Annotated in this window: 20 protein-coding genes and 2 tRNA genes; 16 read left to right on the forward strand and 6 right to left on the reverse strand. The window is 62.8% G+C overall.

Annotated elements, in window-relative coordinates; genetic code table 11:
• Positions 1-39 precede the first annotated feature (39 nt).
• The 7 genes from FPZ08_RS01320 to FPZ08_RS01350 all read left to right on the forward strand — a co-directional run bounded on the left by FPZ08_RS01320 (position 40) and on the right by FPZ08_RS01350 (position 7682).
• Complete coding sequence (locus tag FPZ08_RS01320; protein ID WP_186767159.1) at positions 40-1011, forward strand: TRAP transporter substrate-binding protein; 972 nt, start codon at positions 40-42, stop codon at positions 1009-1011.
• Between the two features lie 64 nt (positions 1012-1075).
• Positions 1076-1567: a TRAP transporter small permease gene (locus FPZ08_RS01325; RefSeq protein ID WP_146288314.1), complete on the forward strand. Its 492-nt coding sequence runs from the start codon at positions 1076-1078 to the stop codon at positions 1565-1567.
• Positions 1564-2850, forward strand: coding sequence for a TRAP transporter large permease (locus FPZ08_RS01330; RefSeq protein ID WP_146288315.1), 1287 nt, complete (start codon positions 1564-1566; stop codon positions 2848-2850). Before FPZ08_RS01325 ends, FPZ08_RS01330 begins: the two co-directional genes overlap by 4 nt.
• A gap of 65 nt (positions 2851-2915) precedes the next feature.
• Positions 2916-3809 carry an isocitrate lyase/PEP mutase family protein gene (locus tag FPZ08_RS01335; RefSeq protein ID WP_186767160.1) on the forward strand — a complete coding sequence of 298 codons (894 nt, stop codon included), beginning with the start codon at positions 2916-2918 and terminating at the stop codon, positions 3807-3809.
• Positions 3810-3839: 30 nt separating this feature from the next.
• Positions 3840-4793, forward strand: coding sequence for a sugar-binding transcriptional regulator (locus tag FPZ08_RS01340; protein WP_146288317.1), 954 nt, complete (start codon positions 3840-3842; stop codon positions 4791-4793).
• A gap of 217 nt (positions 4794-5010) precedes the next feature.
• On the forward strand, positions 5011-6048 hold the full coding sequence (locus FPZ08_RS01345; protein WP_210246843.1) for a 2-hydroxyacid dehydrogenase: 1038 nt from the start codon (positions 5011-5013) through the stop codon (positions 6046-6048).
• A 59-nt stretch (positions 6049-6107) separates the two neighbouring features.
• Positions 6108-7682 carry an FGGY family carbohydrate kinase gene (locus FPZ08_RS01350; protein ID WP_281285687.1) on the forward strand — a complete coding sequence of 525 codons (1575 nt, stop codon included), beginning with the start codon at positions 6108-6110 and terminating at the stop codon, positions 7680-7682.
• Positions 7683-7828: 146 nt separating this feature from the next.
• On the opposite strand, the gene FPZ08_RS01355 is transcribed toward FPZ08_RS01350, so the two are convergent.
• Positions 7829-7905 (reverse strand) — tRNA-Pro (locus FPZ08_RS01355).
• Between the two features lie 174 nt (positions 7906-8079).
• On the opposite strand from FPZ08_RS01355, the gene FPZ08_RS01360 reads away from it, so the two are divergent.
• The 4 genes from FPZ08_RS01360 (at position 8080) to FPZ08_RS01375 (ending at position 10567) form a co-directional block, all read left to right on the forward strand.
• Positions 8080-8154: transfer RNA gene (locus tag FPZ08_RS01360), tRNA-Gln, on the forward strand.
• Positions 8155-8339: 185 nt separating this feature from the next.
• The gene (locus FPZ08_RS01365) at positions 8340-9158 is read left to right on the forward strand and encodes an SDR family oxidoreductase (RefSeq protein WP_146288320.1); all 819 of its coding nucleotides are present in this window, start codon (positions 8340-8342) and stop codon (positions 9156-9158) included.
• Positions 9152-9886, forward strand: coding sequence for a FadR/GntR family transcriptional regulator (locus tag FPZ08_RS01370; protein ID WP_146288321.1), 735 nt, complete (start codon positions 9152-9154; stop codon positions 9884-9886). Before FPZ08_RS01365 ends, FPZ08_RS01370 begins: the two co-directional genes overlap by 7 nt.
• Positions 9887-10567 (forward strand): RraA family protein, encoded by a 681-nt coding sequence (locus FPZ08_RS01375; RefSeq protein WP_146288322.1) that lies wholly within the window; start codon positions 9887-9889, stop codon positions 10565-10567. It abuts the gene before it with no gap.
• Positions 10568-10637: 70 nt separating this feature from the next.
• Here the strand turns inward: FPZ08_RS01375 and FPZ08_RS01380 are convergent, their stop codons facing one another.
• From FPZ08_RS01380 to FPZ08_RS01395, 4 genes are all read right to left on the reverse strand, one after another.
• Positions 10638-11435 (reverse strand): IclR family transcriptional regulator, encoded by a 798-nt coding sequence (locus FPZ08_RS01380; RefSeq protein ID WP_146288323.1) that lies wholly within the window; start codon positions 11433-11435, stop codon positions 10638-10640.
• Positions 11436-11516: 81 nt separating this feature from the next.
• The gene (locus FPZ08_RS01385; protein WP_146288324.1) at positions 11517-12146 is read right to left on the reverse strand and encodes a DAK2 domain-containing protein; all 630 of its coding nucleotides are present in this window, start codon (positions 12144-12146) and stop codon (positions 11517-11519) included.
• A gap of 3 nt (positions 12147-12149) precedes the next feature.
• Positions 12150-13145: a dihydroxyacetone kinase subunit DhaK gene (locus FPZ08_RS01390; RefSeq protein ID WP_146288325.1), complete on the reverse strand. Its 996-nt coding sequence runs from the start codon at positions 13143-13145 to the stop codon at positions 12150-12152.
• Positions 13146-13208: 63 nt separating this feature from the next.
• A complete protein-coding gene (locus tag FPZ08_RS01395) occupies positions 13209-14144 on the reverse strand; it encodes a dihydrodipicolinate synthase family protein (RefSeq protein ID WP_146288326.1) in 936 nt (311 codons plus the stop codon).
• A gap of 302 nt (positions 14145-14446) precedes the next feature.
• Between FPZ08_RS01395 and FPZ08_RS01400 the strand changes: the two genes are divergently transcribed.
• From FPZ08_RS01400 to FPZ08_RS01420, 5 genes are all read left to right on the forward strand, one after another.
• A complete protein-coding gene (locus tag FPZ08_RS01400) occupies positions 14447-15406 on the forward strand; it encodes a Bug family tripartite tricarboxylate transporter substrate binding protein (protein WP_146288327.1) in 960 nt (319 codons plus the stop codon).
• A 68-nt stretch (positions 15407-15474) separates the two neighbouring features.
• Positions 15475-15927: a tripartite tricarboxylate transporter TctB family protein gene (locus FPZ08_RS01405; protein WP_146288328.1), complete on the forward strand. Its 453-nt coding sequence runs from the start codon at positions 15475-15477 to the stop codon at positions 15925-15927.
• 6 nt (positions 15928-15933) lie between these two features.
• Positions 15934-17439: a tripartite tricarboxylate transporter permease gene (locus FPZ08_RS01410; RefSeq protein WP_146288329.1), complete on the forward strand. Its 1506-nt coding sequence runs from the start codon at positions 15934-15936 to the stop codon at positions 17437-17439.
• A 114-nt stretch (positions 17440-17553) separates the two neighbouring features.
• Positions 17554-18354, forward strand: coding sequence for an HpcH/HpaI aldolase family protein (locus tag FPZ08_RS01415; RefSeq protein ID WP_146288330.1), 801 nt, complete (start codon positions 17554-17556; stop codon positions 18352-18354).
• Complete coding sequence (locus tag FPZ08_RS01420; protein ID WP_146288331.1) at positions 18344-18805, forward strand: nuclear transport factor 2 family protein; 462 nt, start codon at positions 18344-18346, stop codon at positions 18803-18805. Before FPZ08_RS01415 ends, FPZ08_RS01420 begins: the two co-directional genes overlap by 11 nt.
• Before the next feature lie 9 nt (positions 18806-18814).
• Here FPZ08_RS01420 and FPZ08_RS01425 read toward each other — a convergent pair whose 3' ends face one another.
• The gene (locus FPZ08_RS01425; protein WP_146288332.1) at positions 18815-19744 is read right to left on the reverse strand and encodes a helix-turn-helix domain-containing protein; all 930 of its coding nucleotides are present in this window, start codon (positions 19742-19744) and stop codon (positions 18815-18817) included.
• Position 19745 lies beyond the last annotated feature (1 nt).

The raw sequence follows: 19745 nt of genomic DNA on the forward strand, positions 1-19745 counted from the left end.
AGGACTACAATGACGTTTCTTGGACGAACCGCGCGGGCAATGGCCGCGACGGCCATTATTTCCGTACTGCCTATGCTGCCGGCACACGCCCAGCAGACTTTCGACGCCACGTTGGCATCGGTGAACTCGCCGGACTTCCTCACCGTGCAGGCGATGCAGATGTTCATCGACCTGGCCCGTGAAAAGACCGAGGGTGGCGTGAACTTCAACCTGGCCGCCAACGGCCAGATGGGGAGCCAGAAGGAAACCTACGAGCAGGTAATGGGCGGCATCATCGAAGCTGCCCATGTCAGCGGCTCGGTGTTCGGCGCTTCGCTGCCCGAACTGCAGCTCCTGCAATTGCCGTTCCTCTATCGCGACAATGCCCACATGGTGCGTGTTGTGTCCGGTGAGATCGGGCAGGGCCTCTACGACAAGCTCGAGGAAGCAACCGGCGTCAAGGTGCTGATGCTGGCTCTCGCGGACGGCCCGCGTTCGGTCTGGAACAATGCCCGGCCGATCCGTACGCCGGCGGACATGAATGGTCTGACGATCCGCGTGCCGGAAAACCCCATCATGCTCGATACCTTCCAGGCGCTCGGCGCGTTGCCGACGCCGATGCCCTTTGGTGAAGTCTATATGGCGGCCAAGCAGGGCGTGATCGATGGCGGTGAATCGCCGCCTTACGCGCTGGGTGAATTCCGTGCTTGGGAAGTTGGCAAATACTTCAGCCTCGACATGCACACCTCGGGCCATGCGGTGCTCGCCATCAATGCCGACTGGTACAACTCGCTTCCCGAAAACTACCAGGCGGCCCTTGAGGAAGCGTCGGCGGAATCCGTCGCCTGGTTCAATGTCGAACTGGAGAAGGCCAACGAGCAGGCGATGACTGACGCGGCCTCCCATGGCATGGAAATCAACGAAGTGGACGACCTTGATGCCTTCCGCGAGGCCGTTGCTCCTGTCTACGCAAAGTACGCGCCAATTGTCGGCGGGGAAGCCGCTATCCAGGCTGTGATCGACACGCCCTGATGGCCTTTTCGGGAGGGGCTGGTTCGCCGGCTCCTCCCCCTTTCAAAATGGGAGGAGCCATTTCATGCTCTCGCGTTTTCTCAAACGGCTGGATGCCGTTGTCATGGCCGTCAGCATGGTGGGACTTGTCACCTTGTTCGTGGTCACCTTGCTTCAGGTTTTCATGCGCTACGTCGCGCGGGTACCCTTCGTTTGGTCCTACGAGTTCCTGAGCCTGGTTTTTCTGTTCACCAGCGCTCTCGTCGGCGCCATCGTGCTCGGTCGCAAGGAACATTTCACGGTTCCCATGATCGCCGATGCGCTCGGTCCGCGTGGCAAGCTCTGGTTTGAACTGTTCTCGATCGGTGGCTGCGCGGTGTTCTCGCTGATCATTGCCATCGATGGGTTCCGTGTCGCCTGGCGCTTGCGCAACACAACGACACCCGTGCTCGGCATCAGCGAGGCAATCCCCAATCTCATTCTGCCTGTCATGGGCGTCTACATGCTGCTCCACACGATCAACCATCTCCACCAGTCGGTCTATGCCCTAACGCGCAAGGAGGGTCAGGCCCAATGATTGCAATCATCGTCTTCGTCGCGATGGCGGTCTATCTGCTGCTCAATATACCGGTGCCCGTTGCCGTTTCGCTGTCGGCCATGACCGCCATGACCCTCAATGGCGGCATGGATCTGCAGGTCGTCGTGCAGCGCATGTTCTATGGCCTGAATAACTACATCTATCTGGCCATTCCGCTCTTCGTGCTGCTCGGTCAGATCATGATGACGGCCAAGATCACCGAGCGCCTTGTCGATTTCGCGCTTGTCCTGGTTGGTCATATGCGTGGCGGTTTGGCCCAGGTGGCCGTCGTCGCCTGTGCTGTCATGTCTTCAATCTCGGGGTCGTCCTCGGCGGACGCCGCGGCGACGGGCGCAGTGCTCGGACCGTCCATGGTCAAGCAGGGTTATTCGCCCGGCTTCGCTTCGGCAGTGATTGGAGCAGCCTCGGCTGGCGCCGCCCTCATACCCCCCTCGATCACCATGATTGTCTATGCCTCGCTGTCGAATGTCTCGATCGCGCGCCTCTTCGTGGCCGGCATCATTCCGGGCATTCTGGTCGGGGCTGCCCTGATGTTTGCGATCTGGCGCTCGGCAATCAAATACAACCTGCCGGTTGGGACGGAGCGGCCAACCGTAAAGGTCGTCGGCAAGGCTTCGGCCCGAGCCTTTCTGGTCCTGCTTGCCCCGATCATTATCATTGGCGGCGTCGTTGGCGGCGTCTTCACGCCGACCGAATCGGCGGCCGTCGCGGTGCTCTACACACTGTTCCTTGCCTTCGTCGTCTACCGCTCGCTGCGGCTGCGCGACATGATCGGCGTGCTGGAGCGGTCTTTGGTCATCACGGCTCAACTGATGCTGACGCTGGCCGCTGCGTCGATTTTCTCATGGATCATCGCACGCGCCGGCCTGCCCAATCAGGTGGCACAATTGCCGATCTTCCAGGGTGACAGCGGCTGGATCGTGCTGATGCTGGTGATCAATATCGTCGTATTCCTGCTGGGCATCTTCCTCGAAGGCAGCCCGTTGCTGGTCATTGTCACGCCGATCTTCCTGGCACCGGCCCTTGCCGCCGGCATCGATCCGACGCATCTGGGGATCGTGCTTGCCATCAATCTTGCCATTGGCGGCATCTCTCCGCCTTTCGGCATGCTGATGTTTGTCGCCTGCGCAGTAACACCGGCGACGATGGTGCAGTTCTCCAAGGCGATCGTGCCGTTCATCGTGCTGATTTGCGCGGTTGTCCTCGTCATCTCCTATGTCCCGCAAATCACCCTTTGGTTGCCCGACATACTTAACCTTTGAGACCGGGGTGGGCGTGCCGCCCGCACGCCCACCCCCTGCCTACCTTCACTTCAGGAGCGCGGATCGTGATCCCAAATCAAACCTATGTCAGTCCTACCGAACGTCGCCGCCGCTTCAGGGCACGCCTCAAGACCGGTCGCACCATCTGGGTTCCTGGTGTGTATGACGGATTGAGTGCGCGACTGGCGGAGCAGGCCGGCGCGGAAGCCATCATCCTGGCGGGATTTGCCGTTTCCGCGTCCCTGCTCGGCGAGGCGGACGCCGAAATCTACACAATGACCGAGGTTCGCTCTATCCTTCGGCACATGGTCAACGTCACCACCGTCCCCGTCATGGCCGATGGCGACAACGGCTTCGGTAACGCCCTCAGTGTGATCCGGACCGTGCAGGAATATGAGGCGGCCGGCGCGACGTCGATCACTATTGAGGATCAGGCTGCGCCCAAGCGCTGCCCGATGATCATTGCCAGGCCCGCCCTGGTGCCCTTCGCCGAGGCTGTGGGCAAGATCAAGGCGGCGGTCGACGCTCGCCGCGACCCGGAAACCGTTATCGTCGCACGCACGGATTCTCTGGACCTCAACGAAGCCATCGACCGTGCCTGTGCCTATGTCGAAGCCGGTGCCGATGTCATCAAGCCGATCTGGGACGACATCGACTCGCTTGAAAAGTCCCGCAAGCTGCTCCAAGCGTGCCAGCGGCCGCTTTCGATTTCCATCGTGGAGTACATCGAGGAGAAATTTACCATCGAACAGATGGAAGAGGTTGCCGCGATCGCTACTGTCCCGGTTGGTCCGATAACCGCTGTGGCAAAGACGCTGCAGCAGACCTTCGATACGATCCTGCAAAAGAAATATTTATCCAGGTCGGACATTGCGCGAATGCCTGTGAAAGATTTCAAGAAGGTCATAGGTTTCGAGCAGATCGAGGCGTATGAACGCCAATATCTACCCCCTGAATAGGAACGGCACACGAGTTCTAGTGGCGGTATCATGAAGAAGACCGAAGCGACCGTTGCCGGCGCCGACGACATGGAAGTCGATGCAGCGTGGCTCCACTTCGTCGAAGGGTTGACGCAGGCAGAGATTGCCGAGCGCCGTGGATTATCACGGATGAAGGTCCATCGGCTGATCCAGCTTGCGCGCGATAAGGGGCTGGTGCGTTTCTTCGTGGAGCGTGTGCCCTCCGACTGCCTCGAACTCGAGGCACGGCTGATGGAGCGCTATGGCCTGACCAGTTGCACCGTCGTCCCGGCCACCGGCAAGGACATAGATAGCTCGCTCGATGTCGTGGCCGTCGCCGGCGCGCGCTTCCTGTTCGGGTTGCTGGAGCCGACCACGCCCAGGACAATCGGCATCGGTTCGGGGCGGACTATTGCGCGGGTTGTGCATAGCCTGCCGGCGCTGGCCCGTCCTAACACCACGTTTACCTCGATCACCGGCGATTTCGCCGAGCTCAACGAGGCCAACCCGAAAGAGGTCGTCAACGCCCTGATCCGGAAAACCGGCGGGGCGGGTTATGCGTTGCCTGCGCCGCTCGTCGCCGACAGTCAGGCGGACCGCGACCTGTTCCTGCGCCAGAGGAGCGTTGCCGCGACGCTTAAGGCGGCCGCCAAGGCAGACTTCTTCCTGATCGGCATCGGCCACGTCGGCAAGAACTCGTTCTGGGACAAATGGAATCTGGTCAGCGGCGATGAACTGCTCGAATTCGAGAAACAGCGGATTGTCGCCGACATTGCGGGCCACCTCATCGACGCTGATGGCAATCTCGGCGCCGGCAATCTCGCGTCGCGGCTCGTTTCCATCGACTATGCCACCCTGTGTTCGCGGCCTGTCTATGCGGTTTGTGGCGGGGTGGAGAAGGCTCAGGCCTTGCGGGTCGTACTGAAGTCGGGCCTGCTTGCGGGCCTGGTGGTGACGTCGAACCTCGCCAAGCTGGTCCTCTGATTTGAGCGGTGCAATGCCGCACGCCATTGCTGCGATGACCATTCGCCCGGCCGTCTCGGCCTAACGCCCTACATCCCCCACCGCATATGCCGTGGCCGTTGCCTTTGCGCAACCGACGCCGCGATCTGCATTGGAAATACGCATCCTCGGCTCATTCTGCTTGAAATTAATCACCTGAATGATACAAATAACAAATCAAACCGAGGGTCGTCAGACATTGATAAAAGTAGCAATCATCGGCGACCGCTTCATGCGGGCGAGCGTGTTCGAGGCCGCGCTGCGCAAGCGTATTTCGGCAGACATAGAGGTCTCCAGCATTGAGACGGATTGGCCCGATACACCATTCTATGGTCGGAACGGCCCTGCTGGCCCGGCCATTTCCGAGTATCAGGGCGAAGAGGCCAGGGTCATAGAAATTGTCGCCGACGCGCAGGTGGCCATCACCCATCTCGCACCATTCAGCCGGAAAGTGGTGGAGAGTTGCAAGCAGTTGCGGCTGCTGGGCCTGTCGCGCGGCAGTTCGGTGAATGTCGATCTCGACGCGGCGCGCGAGCGCAACATCGTGGTGACCAACGTTCCCGGCCGGAACGCCTCGGCCGTTGCCGAATTCACCATCGCACAGATTCTCAGTCTCACTCGCAAGTTGTCCGAGGGCAATGCGTCACTGTCCGCCGGCCACTGGCAGGGCGAACTATATCGCTCCGACAGGACGGGCGAAGAGCTGTCGCAACTGGCGGTCGGCATTATCGGCTATGGCGCCATCGGCCAGAGAGTTGTGCGCCTGCTCAAACCGTTTGGTTGCCGTATTCTGGTTTATGACAAATATGCCGAGCTCAATCTTTCCGATCTTGTAGATGGTGTTGAAAAGGTCGATCTGGAATTCCTGCTCGCGAACAGTGACGTCATTAGCCTCCACGCCCGGGCAACTCCGGAAACTGAAGGTATGCTGGGGGCGCGTGAATTTTCGCTGATGCGCCACGGCGCCTATCTCATCAACAATGCGCGCGCCTCCATGGTGGTCGCATCGAGTCTTCGTGCGGCGCTCAAGTCCGGGCAGCTGGCGGGAGCAGCACTCGATACGTTCGATCCTGAGCCGCCTCTGGCCAATGATGAGATATTGGCGATGCCGAATGTGACCGTGACGCCGCATATTGCCGGCGCGTCGCGTTTCGTTACGACGTTTGCGGCGGAGCGCCTTGCCGAAGAGGTTGCCCGTTTTCTGCAGGATGGGTCCGTAAAGACCCGCGTTGCCTGACGGAGATCTGGCACGGAGGAGAATGAACGGTTGAGGGAGGGGACATGCAGCCGGTAGTGATGGCTATTGACGCGGGAACGGGGAGTTGCCGCTGTCTGTTGTTCAATCTGAAGGGCGAAGAGGTCGCGTCCGCCAGCGCCGAATGGACGCATCCCGCAGCGCCCGGCGCGGCGGGCGGATTCGACTTCGACACCAACGCCAATGGCCGCCTTCTCGACAGCGTCATAAAACGTTGCCTCGCTAGCTATGGCGGCACGCCTGGCGACATAAAGGCCATATCCTCAACGTCGATGCGCGAAGGAGTCGTGCTCTACGACAAGGCGGGTGAAGTTCTCTGGGCATGTCCCAACATCGACGCCAGGGCTTCGGTCGAGGCCGAAGCGCTGGTGCAGGAGGGACTGGCCGATTTGATCTTCGATACTGCCGGAGACTGGGTGTCCATCACCACGCCCGCGCGGCTGAAATGGCTGGAAGCACATCGCCCCGATATTCTGGAGCGGACCGTCAAATTCGGCATGATCAGCGATTGGGCTGCTACCCGGCTAACAGGCGAATATTTCACCGAACCCAGTGCGGGATCGTCCACTGCCCTTTTCGATCTGTCGTCGCGCACATGGTCCCATGACCTCTTTGGCCGCCTCGGCTTGGATATCGCTATCACCCCTACGGTTGTCGAGTCGGGCTCTCCTGTCGGCGCCGTAACCGCAGCAGCAGCGGAGCGCACCGGTCTGCTGGCCGGGACGCCGGTCATTGCCGGCGGCGGGGATACCCAACTTGGCCTTCTCGGGCTCAAGCGCGGGCGGTTTGATGCGACCTTGTTCGGCGGCAGCTTCTGGCAGATGACGACTTTGCTGGACCACCCCCTGGTCGATCCTGCGCGGGGCCCTCGTACGCTTTGTCATGCCGCGCCTGGCCTGTGGATGGTTGAGGGTATCGGGTTCTTGAGCGGGCTGTCGTTGCGCTGGTTCCGCGATGCATTCTGGCAGGCGGAGGTCAGCGCTGCCGCGAAGAGCGGCATATCTCCGTTCTCCCTGATGGAAAAGAGCGCACAGAACATCCCTCCAGGGGCGAACGGGGTTACCGCGGTCATGGCCAGCGTCATGCAATCGGATGGCTGGACTCAGGCGCCGCCGACGTTGCTCGGTTTCGACTTTAACCGTCCGGAACAGACCGGCCGGGCAGCGGCCACGCGAGCGATCATGGAGGCCGCCGCTTACGCGGCTGGTGAACACCTCAAAATGCTGGAAAGACTGAGCGGCAACATCTTCCCGCAGATCGTCTTCAGCGGAGGAGCGTCACAGGGCAGTCTGTGGCCGAAAATAGTGGCGGACGTGCTCGGTCGACCTGTGGTCATTCCCAACAATAGCGAGTCGACATCGGTGGGGTGCGCTATGCTGGCCGCTGTCGGAGCGGGGCTGTTCTCAAACCTGGATGACGCCGGCGCCATGGCAAGCGGGCCTAGGCAGCAAATTGAACCCGATCTCCGGCACACAGCGGCCTATGAGGATCTTTCGCAGAAGTGGCTCAGGCTAAATGACGCCATGATAGGGCTGGGGGAGTCGGGGTTGGCGACGCCCATGTGGCGCCCGGCAGGCGCGCGAAGGAAGAAGAGTTTGCTCGCAGCCGGACATTGATTGTCGATGCTGATTCAGCAGGAAACCGGAGGGCCTGTTCAGTCGAGATCACTTCGGACACAGGGGCAAGCCTACTTAAGCCGCTTCCCAAGTCGGTAACCCTGTCGGTGTAAAAAGCCCGACCTCGCAAGAGGCCGGGCTTTGATTGGTCGGAGTAGCGTGATTCGAACACGCGACCCCCTGCTCCCGAAGCAGGTGCGCTACCAGGCTGCGCTATACTCCGTCAAAGCGACTCGGGATGTGTTGGCGGCGGGCCGGTTCGGCGCGCGTTGCCTGTCGCGATGGGGCGGGTTATAGCTGCGCTTGCTTGCGCGTTCAAGCGTCTAGAGCAGGCTTTTTACAGCAGCTGCGGCCGTGTTGCGAAGCCCGGGCAAACCGTGTAGGAACCGCGCCAAGTTGGGGTGTCGCCAAGCGGTAAGGCACCGGTTTTTGGTACCGGCATTCCCAGGTTCGAATCCTGGCACCCCAGCCAACGTCCTCTCAAATCGCTGAAATCAACGGCATGCGGGCGCGGCCTTTGGTCGTTGTTTGCCGCATGCTTTCCCACAGCTTTCCCGCTCCTTGCCTGCTCCTTGCCTGCTCCTTGGCTGTTGGGGCTTGCTCTCGGTCATTCATCCGCTTATGACATATGACTTATGACATATGTTGGAGCGGTTGATGTCTGATCTGTTTAGCGTCGCGGGGAAGGTGATTGTCGTCACGGGTGGCCTGGGGCAACTGGGGCGCGAATTCGCGACCTCGCTGGCCAAGGCCGGCGCCAAGGTGGCGGTCTATAGCCGCCGGCCGGTGACGCAGGACAAGCTCGACGAGCTGTTCCCCGGTCTCGGCGACAGCATCAAGGTCTACGAGGCCAGCGTGACCGACAAGACGGCGCTGGAAGCCGCGACGGAAAAGCTGATCGCCGATTGGGGCGTGCCGCATGCGCTGGTCAACAATGCCGGCATCGATTCCAAGCCCGATGGCGGCGCCGAGCAGAATGCGCCCTTCGAAGTCTATCCGCAGAAATTCTGGGACGACATCATCGATGTGAACCTGACCGGCGTCATGCTGTGCAGCCAGGTGATCGGCGCCAAGATGGCCGAGCAGGGCCGCGGCAGCATCATCAATGTCGGCTCGATCTACGGCTTGGTCTCGCCCAACCAGGCGCTCTATGCCTATCGCGAGAAGCGCGACGGCGTGCCCTTTATCAAGGCGGTGTCCTATGCGGCATCCAAGTCCGGCCTCGTCAACCTCACCCGCTATGTGGCGACCTACTGGGCCGAGAAGAATGTCCGCTGCAACCTGATCTCCTTCGGCGGGGTCAAGACCGGCAGCTTCGACAAGGAATTCGTCGACAATTTCCTCGAACGCGTGCCGATGCGCCGCCAGGCCGAGAAGGGCGAATATAACGGCGTGGTCCAGTTCCTCGCCTCGGACGCTTCCTCCTACATGACCGGCTCCAATGTCGTGGTCGATGGCGGTTTCACCGCATGGTGACCCCAGCCGCGCCGGATCGCGGAAAGCTGCATGCCTCGGTGGTTTCGGCCATCGAGGCCGAAATCCTGTCCGGTGAGCTGAAGGTGGGCGAACGCCTGCCGTCGGAAGCCGACCTGGCGCGGCGCTTCGCCATCAGCACGCGCTCGGTGCGCGAGGGCCTGCAAATCCTCGAAACCAAGGGCCTGGTGCGGCGCAAGCATGGCGAGCGGGCCGAGGTGGTGCGCGATGACGTGGAGCAATTCCTCGGTTCGCTGGCCACCACGGTGCGGAGCCTCTTTGCCGAGGACCCGGCCTATCTGGTCCAGCTCATGGATGTGCGGCGCATGTTCGAGCTCGAAGTGGTGAGCCGGCTGGCGGCGGGGGAGGGGCAATTGTCTCCCGATGTTGCCGCGGCCCTCGACGAACTCTCCGGTGCCAAGGACTTTTCGCAATATGCCGAGGCCGATGCGCGGTTTCACCGGGCTTTGGTGCAGTCGCTGGGCAATGAAATCCTCTCCAGCGTCTACGGCAATCTCTATGCGCTGATCACCGACGTCATCCGCCTGACCAGCCGCGTGCCGAGCAAGACGCAGGCCGAGGGCGTGGCCGAGCATGAAGCCATTTTCGACGCTATCCGCACCGGCAAGGTCGAAGGCAGCCGCGCGCTGATGCGCGAGCATATCGACAATTCCACCGCCTATCTGCAGCAGGCGATCGACGCCGCCAACCAACAAGGAAAACCCAGCTAAATGGCCGCTTACGACTATAACCAGACCGATTGGGCCGCCATCAAGCGCCTCGCCAAGTGGTATTCCGGCGATATCCACGACGTGCTCGACGGTCGCGGGCCCTATGGCTTCCTCAAGGGCATCAGCCAGTTCGGCGTGCTGGCGCCCGGCCAGGTGGTGTGCGGGCCGGTTTCGACCGTGCGCTACGAGCCCAGCACGCGCGTGGGCCAGCCGCAGGACGTCTATCACGGCGCCATCGACGCAGTGGTCAAGGGCGGCATCCTGATGGTGGATTCCTCCTGCGCCGAAGGTTCGGGCACGGGCGAACTGATGTCGAGCGGCGCCAAGACCAAGGGCGCGGCGGCGACGGTGGTCAACGGCACGGTGCGCGACCTCGCCGAGGTGCGCAAGCTCGATTACCCGCTTTTTGCCAAGGGCATGAGCCCGGTGGGCGTGTCGGGCCGCATGGAAGCGACGCACTATCAGGTCGATCTCGATATCGACGGCGTCCGTATTCGGCCGGGTGACGTGATCTTCGCTGACGTGACCGGGGTCGTTGTCATTCCGTCCGAACTGGTCGGCGTCATCGCCGATGCGGCCGACGAGTTGGGCAAGAACGAAGTTGCTTGCCGCCAGCGCATCCTGGCCGGCGAAGACCTGCAGAAGATCTGGCCCGTCGGCAAGGCCGGCGGTCCCGTCTGACAACGAAACGGCCGGCCCAAGGGGCCGGCCAATATCCGTCACGTCACCAGAGGAGGGGGCGTTGGTTCGATTACCGCACGTAGCCCAGCCGCTGGGAAATCAGATTGGCGTGGTAGATGACGACCTTGTTGAGTTCGTCCACCTCGGCCACAGGCATCTGCCAGGCCGGGGCGCTGACGCTGATGCCGGCAAAGACGGCGCCGGCCTGGTTGCGGATCGGCGCGCCGATGCAGCGCAGGCCGGGCTGATGCTCGCCATTGTCGATGGCATAGCCGCGCTCGCGCGTCTGTTCGAGTTCGTCCGCCAGCGCCGCCGGATCGGTGATGGTGGTTTCGGTGAAGCGCTCGAGCCCGGCCGCGATGACGCGATCGACGATCTCGGGCGGCTGATGCGCCAGGATGGCCTTGCCGACGCTGGTGCAATGCACCGGCGAATTCTCCACCATCGTATTGGTGAGCATCTGTTCGGCTTCGGTGCGTTGGATGACCACGGCGCGCAAGCCGTCGAACACCGCCAGATGCACGGCGCGACTGGTCAGGCGATGCAGGGCATCAACGATGACGCGGCCCTCACGGTGCAGTTCCAGATTGGCGAGAACCGTATTGCCCAATTCGAACAGGCGCAGCCCCAATCGGTAGAAATCGCGCTCGCGATCCTGCTCGATAAAGCCGACTTCGCGCATGGCGGCCAGCAGGCGATGGGTGGTGGAGCGCGGATAGCCGGTGCGGGCACAAATCTCGGCCAGGCTCAGCGCCCGGTGCGACGTGGTGAAACAGTCCAACACGCGCGAAACCTTGGTGAGAGACTTGAGGCTCTCGTCGCTGCGGGCCGGTTTGGCTGGCACGGATACTTCGACGGAATCGGTCATTGTCTACGTTTCAGCGCCTTGATTGCTCAGTCATTTGTGACTGAAGGGGGTCGATCTCGATAGTCTAGTGCCCATACCACCTCAAGCAAGCGGGGTGGCGCCATGATCTGCGGTGACCGCGTGGATGATTTCGGCCAGGCCAAGCATGCCGGGATCGTCGAGCCCGACGCTCTTTTCGGCAAACATGCGGGCGCGGCCCATGGCGGACGGGCGCTGCCGGAACTCGGCCAGCACCTGGTGCATGGCGTGACGCGAAGCGGCGGCAATGGAGGCGGGATTGTCCTTGCCGTCCATGGCCTTGGCCAGCGCGTCGAGCCCGTCGATAATGGTCTTGGCACCCAGCTCGGCCTTGCCGCGGGCCATGGCGGCGTCGCGGATGGCGGCGATGACGTCGCCCAGCCGGCTCCAGTCCATCGTTTGCTGTCCAGCATTCAGCTTTCCGGCCGTCATCATCGCGGTGATGATGAGCGTGCCCAGGCTCGATCCCGTCGAGGCCGCACCGGCCTTGGCCAGGGCCATGAAGCCGGCGCCCAGGTTGGGCGCGCTGCGGACATCGACAGCCGCAAAGGTGCCGATGAGACGAGCCAGCATGGTGCCGGTATCGCCGTCGCCCAGCTTGGCGTCGGCGGCGTTGAGCACATCGGTCAGACCGGTCATGGCCTGGTTGGCGCGGGCAATGGCATCGGCCAGCGTGTTGACGTCGATGGCCATGGCTCAGCCCACCTTCCAGAACGGGCAATCGGCGGGGGCTGCCAGCAGGCTTTCGATCTCGTCATCGAGGAAGCAGAGGCTGATCGAGGCGCCGCCCATTTCCATCGACGTGACATAAGGGCCGATCAGCGGCCGCACGATCGTCAGCCCGGCAGCATCGAGCTGCTGCGCGGCGCGGCGATAGAGGATGAACAATTCCTCGAAGGGCGTGGAGCCCAGGCTGTTGACCAGCACGGCCACCCGGCTGGCGCCTGCTGGACGTTCGGCCAGCAGCATGGAGATCATTTCGTCGACCAGTGCGTCGGCCGGGCGGATATTGTGGCGCCAGATGCCCGGCTCGCCATGGATGCCCATGCCGAATTCGATCTCGTCATCGGCAATGGTGAAATTGGGTCCGGCCGCGCCGGGGATCTGGCACGAGGAAAGGGCGACGCCGATGGTGCGAGTGCGGTCCACGGTCTTCTGGGCAATGGCGGCGACGGCGTCGAGATTGCCGTCCGCCTCGGCCAGTGCGCCGGCGGCCTTGTAGGCGAAGATCAGGCCGGCCACGCCGCGGCGCTTATGGGCTTCCTCCGGCTTGGCGCTGGCAATGTCGTCGGTGCCCAGCACGGTGCGGGTCTCGATATTCTCCATGGCGGCGAATTCGCTGGCCATTTCGAAATTCATCCTGTCGCCGCCGTAATTGCCGAACAGGCACAGCACGCCCGCGCCGCCATTGGCCGCCGCGATGGCATCCTGGCAGGAATTGATGGTCGGGCCCTCGAAGACATTGCCGATGGCGCAGGCATCGAGCAGGCCGTGGCCAACATAGCCGGTGAACAGCGGCAGGTGGCCCGAGCCGCCGCCGGAGACGACGCCGACCTTGCCCTGCCGCATCGGCACGTCGCGGGCAATGGCGCGGCGGTCGTCGCCGACGCGAACCAGGCCCGGATGGGCCAGGCACAGCCCGTCGAGCATCTCGTCGACATAGTTGGCGGGGTCGTTGATCAGCTTCTTCAAATCGTCCTCCCGGGCGCTGTAGCGGAAGGCGGGCCGCTTATGCGGCGGCCCGCCTCTGTTCAATCAGGCGGCGGACTTTGCTCGCACGTCAACCAGTTCGAGAACCGGGCCGAGCGCGGCGTCGATGGCCTTCTTCTGTTCATCGGTCACGCGCTCCATCGGCGCGCGCGGGTGGAACATGGGCAGGCCCTGACGATGCTGGATGTATTTGACGCAGGCCGGCAGGTTGTCGTGGCGGAGGGCATTCCACAGCGCGTTGAGGCGGAAGTGGATGTCCTTGGCGGTCTTGTGGTCGCCGGCCTCGACAGCGTTGAACAGCTTCACCGTGACACCCGGAACGGCGCACGTGAGGGCGCTGATGGCGCCATGTGCGCCCAGCGCGAAGCTGGGATAGAGCAGGGCGTCGATGCCGGTCAGCACGATATTTTCGGGCTTGGAGCGCAGCATCAGGTCGGAGACGGACTTCACGTCGCCCGAGGACTGCTTCATGCCGACAACGCCCGGCACGGCGTCCATGATGGCCAGCATGTCGTCGATGGAGAGGTAGTTCCACGGAATGACGTTGTAGATCAGGATCGGCACCTGGGTGGCTTCCCAGATGGCGCGGAAATGCTCGATCGTGGCTTCGCGGCCGGGCTTGAACAGGTAGTGGACCGGCGTGACCTGCAGGGCGTCGATCTTGATGTCGCCCAGCGCCTTGACGCGGTCGATGGCCTCGCGGGTCGACTGCACGATGAGGCCGACGACGAAGGGCACGCGACCGGCATTGGCGTCGTGGGCTTCGATCATCGCTTCGGTGAATTCGGTGGACGACAGCGTGTGGCCCTCGCCGGTGGAGCCGCCAACCACGATGCCACGCACGCCCGATTCGACCATGAAATCGACCTGCGCCTTGAGCGCGCCCCGGACAAGATTGCCGTCTGCATCGAAGGGCATCGACAGGGGTGGCAGGATCCCCGTCAGCGTGTTGCGCAGCTTGAGCGCGATCTGGTTCGTCATCGAAGTCCTCCAAAGCCGGGACGGCCGCCACCGTGGCGAGCCCGGTCCGAAACGTTTTGCACCCCTGGAGCCCAATTGCGCCAGTGCGGTCATGAAATTCCACAATACGGAACATCATTCCTGCATTTGATAGGAAGGAATGTGCGATGATGTCAATCAAATTGGTGCATATGGCTATATTCTATGCATCTTGCACACGGTTCGATCACATGATAGTTCCGGAATGTGGTACAGAAGTTTGCGATACGGCAAGCGTCAACACCGATGTCGGCTAGCCCGACCCACCCTTGGGAGGACAAAGAATGACCCTGATGAAGAAACTCGCCGGCGCCCTGGCGCTGTCCGTCCTGGCCGTCGCTCCGGCAATGGCCCAGTATCCTGATCACGCCATCAACCTGATCGTGCCATGGGCCGCAGGCGGCGGCACCGACGCCACCGGCCGCATCGTCGCGACGCTGCTGGAAAAGGAACTCGGCCAGCCGGTCAACGTCATCAACCGCACCGGCGGTGGTGGTATCGTTGGGCACACGGAAATCTCGTACTCGCCGCCCGATGGCTACACGCTGGGCGTGATCACGACCGAGCTGTCCATGTATCACTGGATCGGCACGTCGCCGCTGAACTACTCGAACTACGATGCCCTGGCTTTGTTCAACGCCGATCCGGAAGCGGTCTATGTCCGCACCGACGGCCCCGATATCGACGCCCTGCTGGAAGAGATTCGAGCCAATCCCGGCTCGGTCAAGGCCTCGGGTGCCAATCTGGGCGGCATGGCCCATCTCGGCTGGGCCGGCGTGCTGACCACCAATGGCATTGATCCTTCCGCCGCGCCATGGGTGCCGTCGGAAGGCGCTTCGGCCAGCCTGCAACTGCTGGCTTCGGGCGCCATCAGCGTGGTGACCACCACCATGCCTGATGCCCAGCCGATGGTCGATGCGGGCGAGGTCAAGCCGCTGCTCGTCGCCGCCGAGGCCCGCGTCGCTTCGGCCCCCGACGTGCCCACCGCCGAGGAAGCCCTGGGCAACAAGTGGGCCGCCTATGCCTGGCGCGGTATCGGTGCGCCCAAGGGCCTGCCGGATGATGTGAAGGCTCGCCTGGTCGAAGCGCTGGACAATGTGATCAACAGCGATGAGTTCAAGGAATTCATGGCCCAGCGCAAGTTCGGCATCGACTATCGCGATGCCGCCGGCTTCGAGGCTTTCATGAAGGATGCCGACGAATCCATCGGCCAGGCGCTCCAGGCCGTCGGCCTGGCGCAGTAAGCCGGTCCTGTTAATGCCACTGACGGCCGGGGTTCGCCCCGGCCGTTCAACCAACAAAGGGGGAGCGCATGAAGCGGTCAATTCCTATGGATAGTGTGCTCGGACTGCTGTTCGCCCTGGCGGGCGCTGCAATCCTGCAGCAGGCGCTCAACATGCATCCGCTGCCGGGGATGAATGTCGGGCCGGGCCTGTTTCCTTCCATTGTCGGCGGCGCCATGGCGCTGATGGGCGTAGCGCTGACCATCCAGGGCTGGGTGGTTCGCGATGTGCCCGAAGAGGACGCACCGCCGCTGGTGACCTGGTTCGCCATCGGCATCGTGGCTGCCATCGCGGCGGTCATCTTTGTCATGCCCTATCTGGGGTTCCTCGTGGCCGGCACGATCTTCTCGGTCGTCATCGTGCTGCTCAGCCGGGGCGGGTGGCTGCCGGCGCTGATCTTCAGCCCCATCGCTACCGCCACGATCTATTATCTTTTCACCATGGCCTTGCGGGTTCCGCTGCCACGTGGGCTGCTGGGGTAGACATAAATGGAAGCATTTGCTCTCGCCGCCGGCCTCGTCTTCAATTTCGAAACGCTGCTGACCATTTTCCTCGCCGCCGTGTTCGGCCTCTTCGTCGGCGCCATTCCGGGTCTCACCGCCACCATGGCGACGGCTTTGCTGGTGCCGATCACCTTCTACATGGCGCCCATTCCTGCTATCGCGGCGATCATCTCCTGCACCGCCATGGCCATCACGGCCGGTGACCTGCCCGGCACGCTGCTGCGCATTCCCGGCACGCCGGCCTCGGCCGCCTATGTCGAGGATTCCTATCGTCTGGCCCAGAAAGGGCAAGCGGGCCTAGCCATCGGTATCGGCGTGGTGGGTTCCGTGCTGGGGGGCCTGTTCGGCTTCCTGTTCCTGCTTTTCACCGCGCCCATGCTGGCCAAGGCCGCCTTGGGTTTTTCCAGCTTTGAATATTTCTGGCTGGCCGTGCTGGGCCTGAGCTGCGCGGCACTGATCTCGTCCGGCGGCATGGTCAAGGGCGCACTGGCGCTGCTGCTGGGCCTATTCATCGCACAGGTCGGCATGGACCCGCTGACGGCGACGCCGCGCTATACGTTCGGCAATCTCGAACTCATGGGCGGCATCAGCTTCATTCCGGTCATGATCGGCATGTTCGCCGTGTCCGAAATCATGCGCTCGGGCCGCCGCGCCATGGCCGAAGTGCCGCAGATGAACCTCAAGAACCCCTTCGAGGGCACGCTCGGCGCGCTATGGAAGTATCGCAAGAACCAGGTGCGCGGCTCGATCATCGGTTCGTTGCTGGGCGCATTGCCCGGCGTGGGCGGGGACCTGGCCGCCTGGATCACCTATTCGCTGGCCAAGCGCACCTCCAAGGAACCGGAAAAGTTCGGCAAGGGCCACCCCGAGGGCCTGGTCGAGGCCGGCGCCACCAATAATGCAGCGCTGAGCGCGTCGTGGATCCCGGCCATGGTGTTCGGTATTCCCGGCGATGCGGTGACGGCGATTGCCGTGGGCGTGCTGGTCATGAAGGGGCTCGACCCTGGGCCGACCCTGATGAGCCTGCATCCGGAAAATTTCTATGCGGTGATGATCGTCTTCGCCATCGCCAATATCCTGATGCTGCCGCTGGGCTGGGTCGCCGCCAAATCGGCCCGCTGGATTTTCGAAGTGCCGCGCGCATTGCTCAATGCCGCTATCCTGCTGTTCTGCATCGTCGGCTCCTATTCGATGAACAATTCGATGTTCGGGGTTACCCTGATGCTGATTGCCGGCGTCGTCGCCTATATCCTGGAGGCGCGGATGATCGCCATCGCCCCCATCATTCTGGGCATTGTGCTGGGGCCGCTGGTGGAGACCAACTTCACCACCTCGATGATGATTTCGGACGGCAGCCTGCTCGGCTTCTTCAGCCGCCCCGTCGCCGCCGTACTGGGCATTGCCACGCTGATCATCTGGGGCTTCGCCATATTCGGCACGATCCGGCGCCTCGTGCGGGGCAGTGGCGAAGTGGGGCAGGTCCCCGGATAGCCGGGCACTGAAAACGACGCGCCGCCGGTTCGATTTTCGCGCGTCGAAACAAGGCAGAACAGGTGACGCCATCAGGCGTCACCTTGATATCGACTCCGCACAAGGAGTCGATCCATGCCGCCCACTACAGCTTCCTTTCGCCAGTTCGCCGCGCGGCTGAGAGCCGGCGCACACCTGGCCGGCACTTTCGTCAAGACACCGACCAGCCACGCCATCGAAATCCTCGGCCAGACCGGGTTCGATTTTGTCGTCATCGATATGGAGCATGCCGCGATCGGCCTGGCGGCACTGGACCAGATGCTGCTGGCCGCGCGTGGCGCCGATATCGCAGGGGTGGTTCGCGTTGCCGAAGCGGCGCCGTCGGCGATCCAGACGGCACTGGATACCGGCGCTTCTGGCGTGCTGGTGCCTCATATCTGTTCGCGGGAACGCGCCGAGGCCATCGTGGCGGCGGCCCGCTACAAGGGCGGCAGGCGCGGCTTTGCCAATACGACGCGGGCTGGGGCCTATGGCGCGGTGGGGTATGAGGCCCATAAGGCCGCACAGGATCAAGAAACCGCCTGCATCGCCATGATCGAGGATGTGGAAGCCCTCGATGTCCTCGATGACATTCTGTCCGTTGCCGGGCTCGATGCCATCTTCATCGGGCGCGGCGACCTGACGGCCGCGCTGGGCGGCGAAACAATCAACGATCCCCGGACGACGGCGGTGGTGCGCTCGATCATGGTCGCCGCCATCAGGCACGGGGTGCCGGCCATCACCATCTGCAGTGACGGCGAAGATGCCCGGACCATGGCCGCGCTGGGCGCGACGGCATTCATGATGGGTTCGGACCAGGGTTTCATGGCCAAGTCGGCGCGGGCGGCATTGGCCACTCTCGCCGAACTCGAAGGGAGAGACAAAGATGCGCATTGACGAAAACAGGTTCGAACTGACGCGCGTGCTGCACACGCTGCTGATCGACTACTGGCACGATGTCGATACGAACTGGGGCCGCAATGCCCCCGATTACTATACGCCTGACGGGCTGTTCGAAGGCCCCGCGGCCTCCTATGCGGGGCGCGAGAAAATCCGCGCCTTCTACAAATGGCGTGAGGATCGCGGCGCCCGCACCGTGGTGCATTCGGTGCAGAATTTTCAGGCGCAGTTCGATGGCGGTCCCGACAAGGCAGTCTGCCACTGGTTCATGATGCTCTATGCCGCGGACGGCAAACCCGTCCTGCCCACGCATCCCCCCATCCAGATCGCCTATATGACCGACCGCCTTGTCAACACGGAGGATGGCTGGAAGGTCACCTTCCGCAAGTTCGACATCTGGTTCGAAGGCGGCACGCCGGCCACCAATCCGATCCTGGATGATAACTGACCGGCGGAACTAGAGGTCTACCTCGTAATCCCGCTCGGCGGCTGGATCGAGATGCGGGCGGTCGCTGATGAAGGCGAGGGCGTGTTCGATATTGATCCGCGTCTCGATCAATGGCTCCAGCACCATCTGCCGCACATCCTTGCGGGGTACCGAGGCGGTGAAGAAGCTCACCGACATGACCGCCGCGACCCGCTGCTTTTCGAGTATGGGCACGCTGAACGTGGTCATGCGGGTCGGCCCGGTGCCTGGCACCCGCATGGCCAGGCCCGACTGGCGGATACGATCCAGCAGGTCGCGGAACGTGGCCTCCTCGTCGGCGCCGAATTCGGCCGGCAGCCGCTTGCGCAGGGCGCGAATATGCCGGTCGCGCTCGTCCTCGCCACAGAAGGCCATATAGGCCCTGCCCATTGCCGAGCTGAGCAGGTCGGGGCGTTTGCCCAATACGGTATTGGTGTGGACAACGGGGCTGATCGTGCCGGTCCAGTATCGGATCTCGATGGCGTCGCCATCGATCTCGCCCAGCCCGATCGGCCACTTGATCTGCCGGGTCAGCCCGATGGCGAGCGGGCGGGCGATCTCGATCACCCGCGATATGCCGCTATAGCCCGCCGAGAGCTCCGCCACCTTGCCCGTGACGCGGTAGCCGCCGCACATATTGTCGCGAACGACATAGCCCTCATGCATCAGCGTTTCGAGCATGCGCACGATCGTCGGTCGCGGAATGCCGGTCTCGGCATGCAGCGAATTCACCGTCGCGATGGATTTCTGGTTGGCAACCTTGAGGATTTGCAGGGCGCGACGCACCGAGTTGACGGGCGGGTAGGAGCGATCCTGCGGGTCGGTCGAGCCCCGCCGGGAATTGGTTCGGCGATGCACGCTGGTCTGCGCGGGGGCGGCAACGCCCTCCTCGCGGTCCTGGTCGTGAACAGCTATTTCCATC

Origin of the sequence: Devosia ginsengisoli (assembly GCF_007859655.1) — a bacterium.
GTDB lineage: Bacteria > Pseudomonadota > Alphaproteobacteria > Rhizobiales > Devosiaceae > Devosia > Devosia ginsengisoli.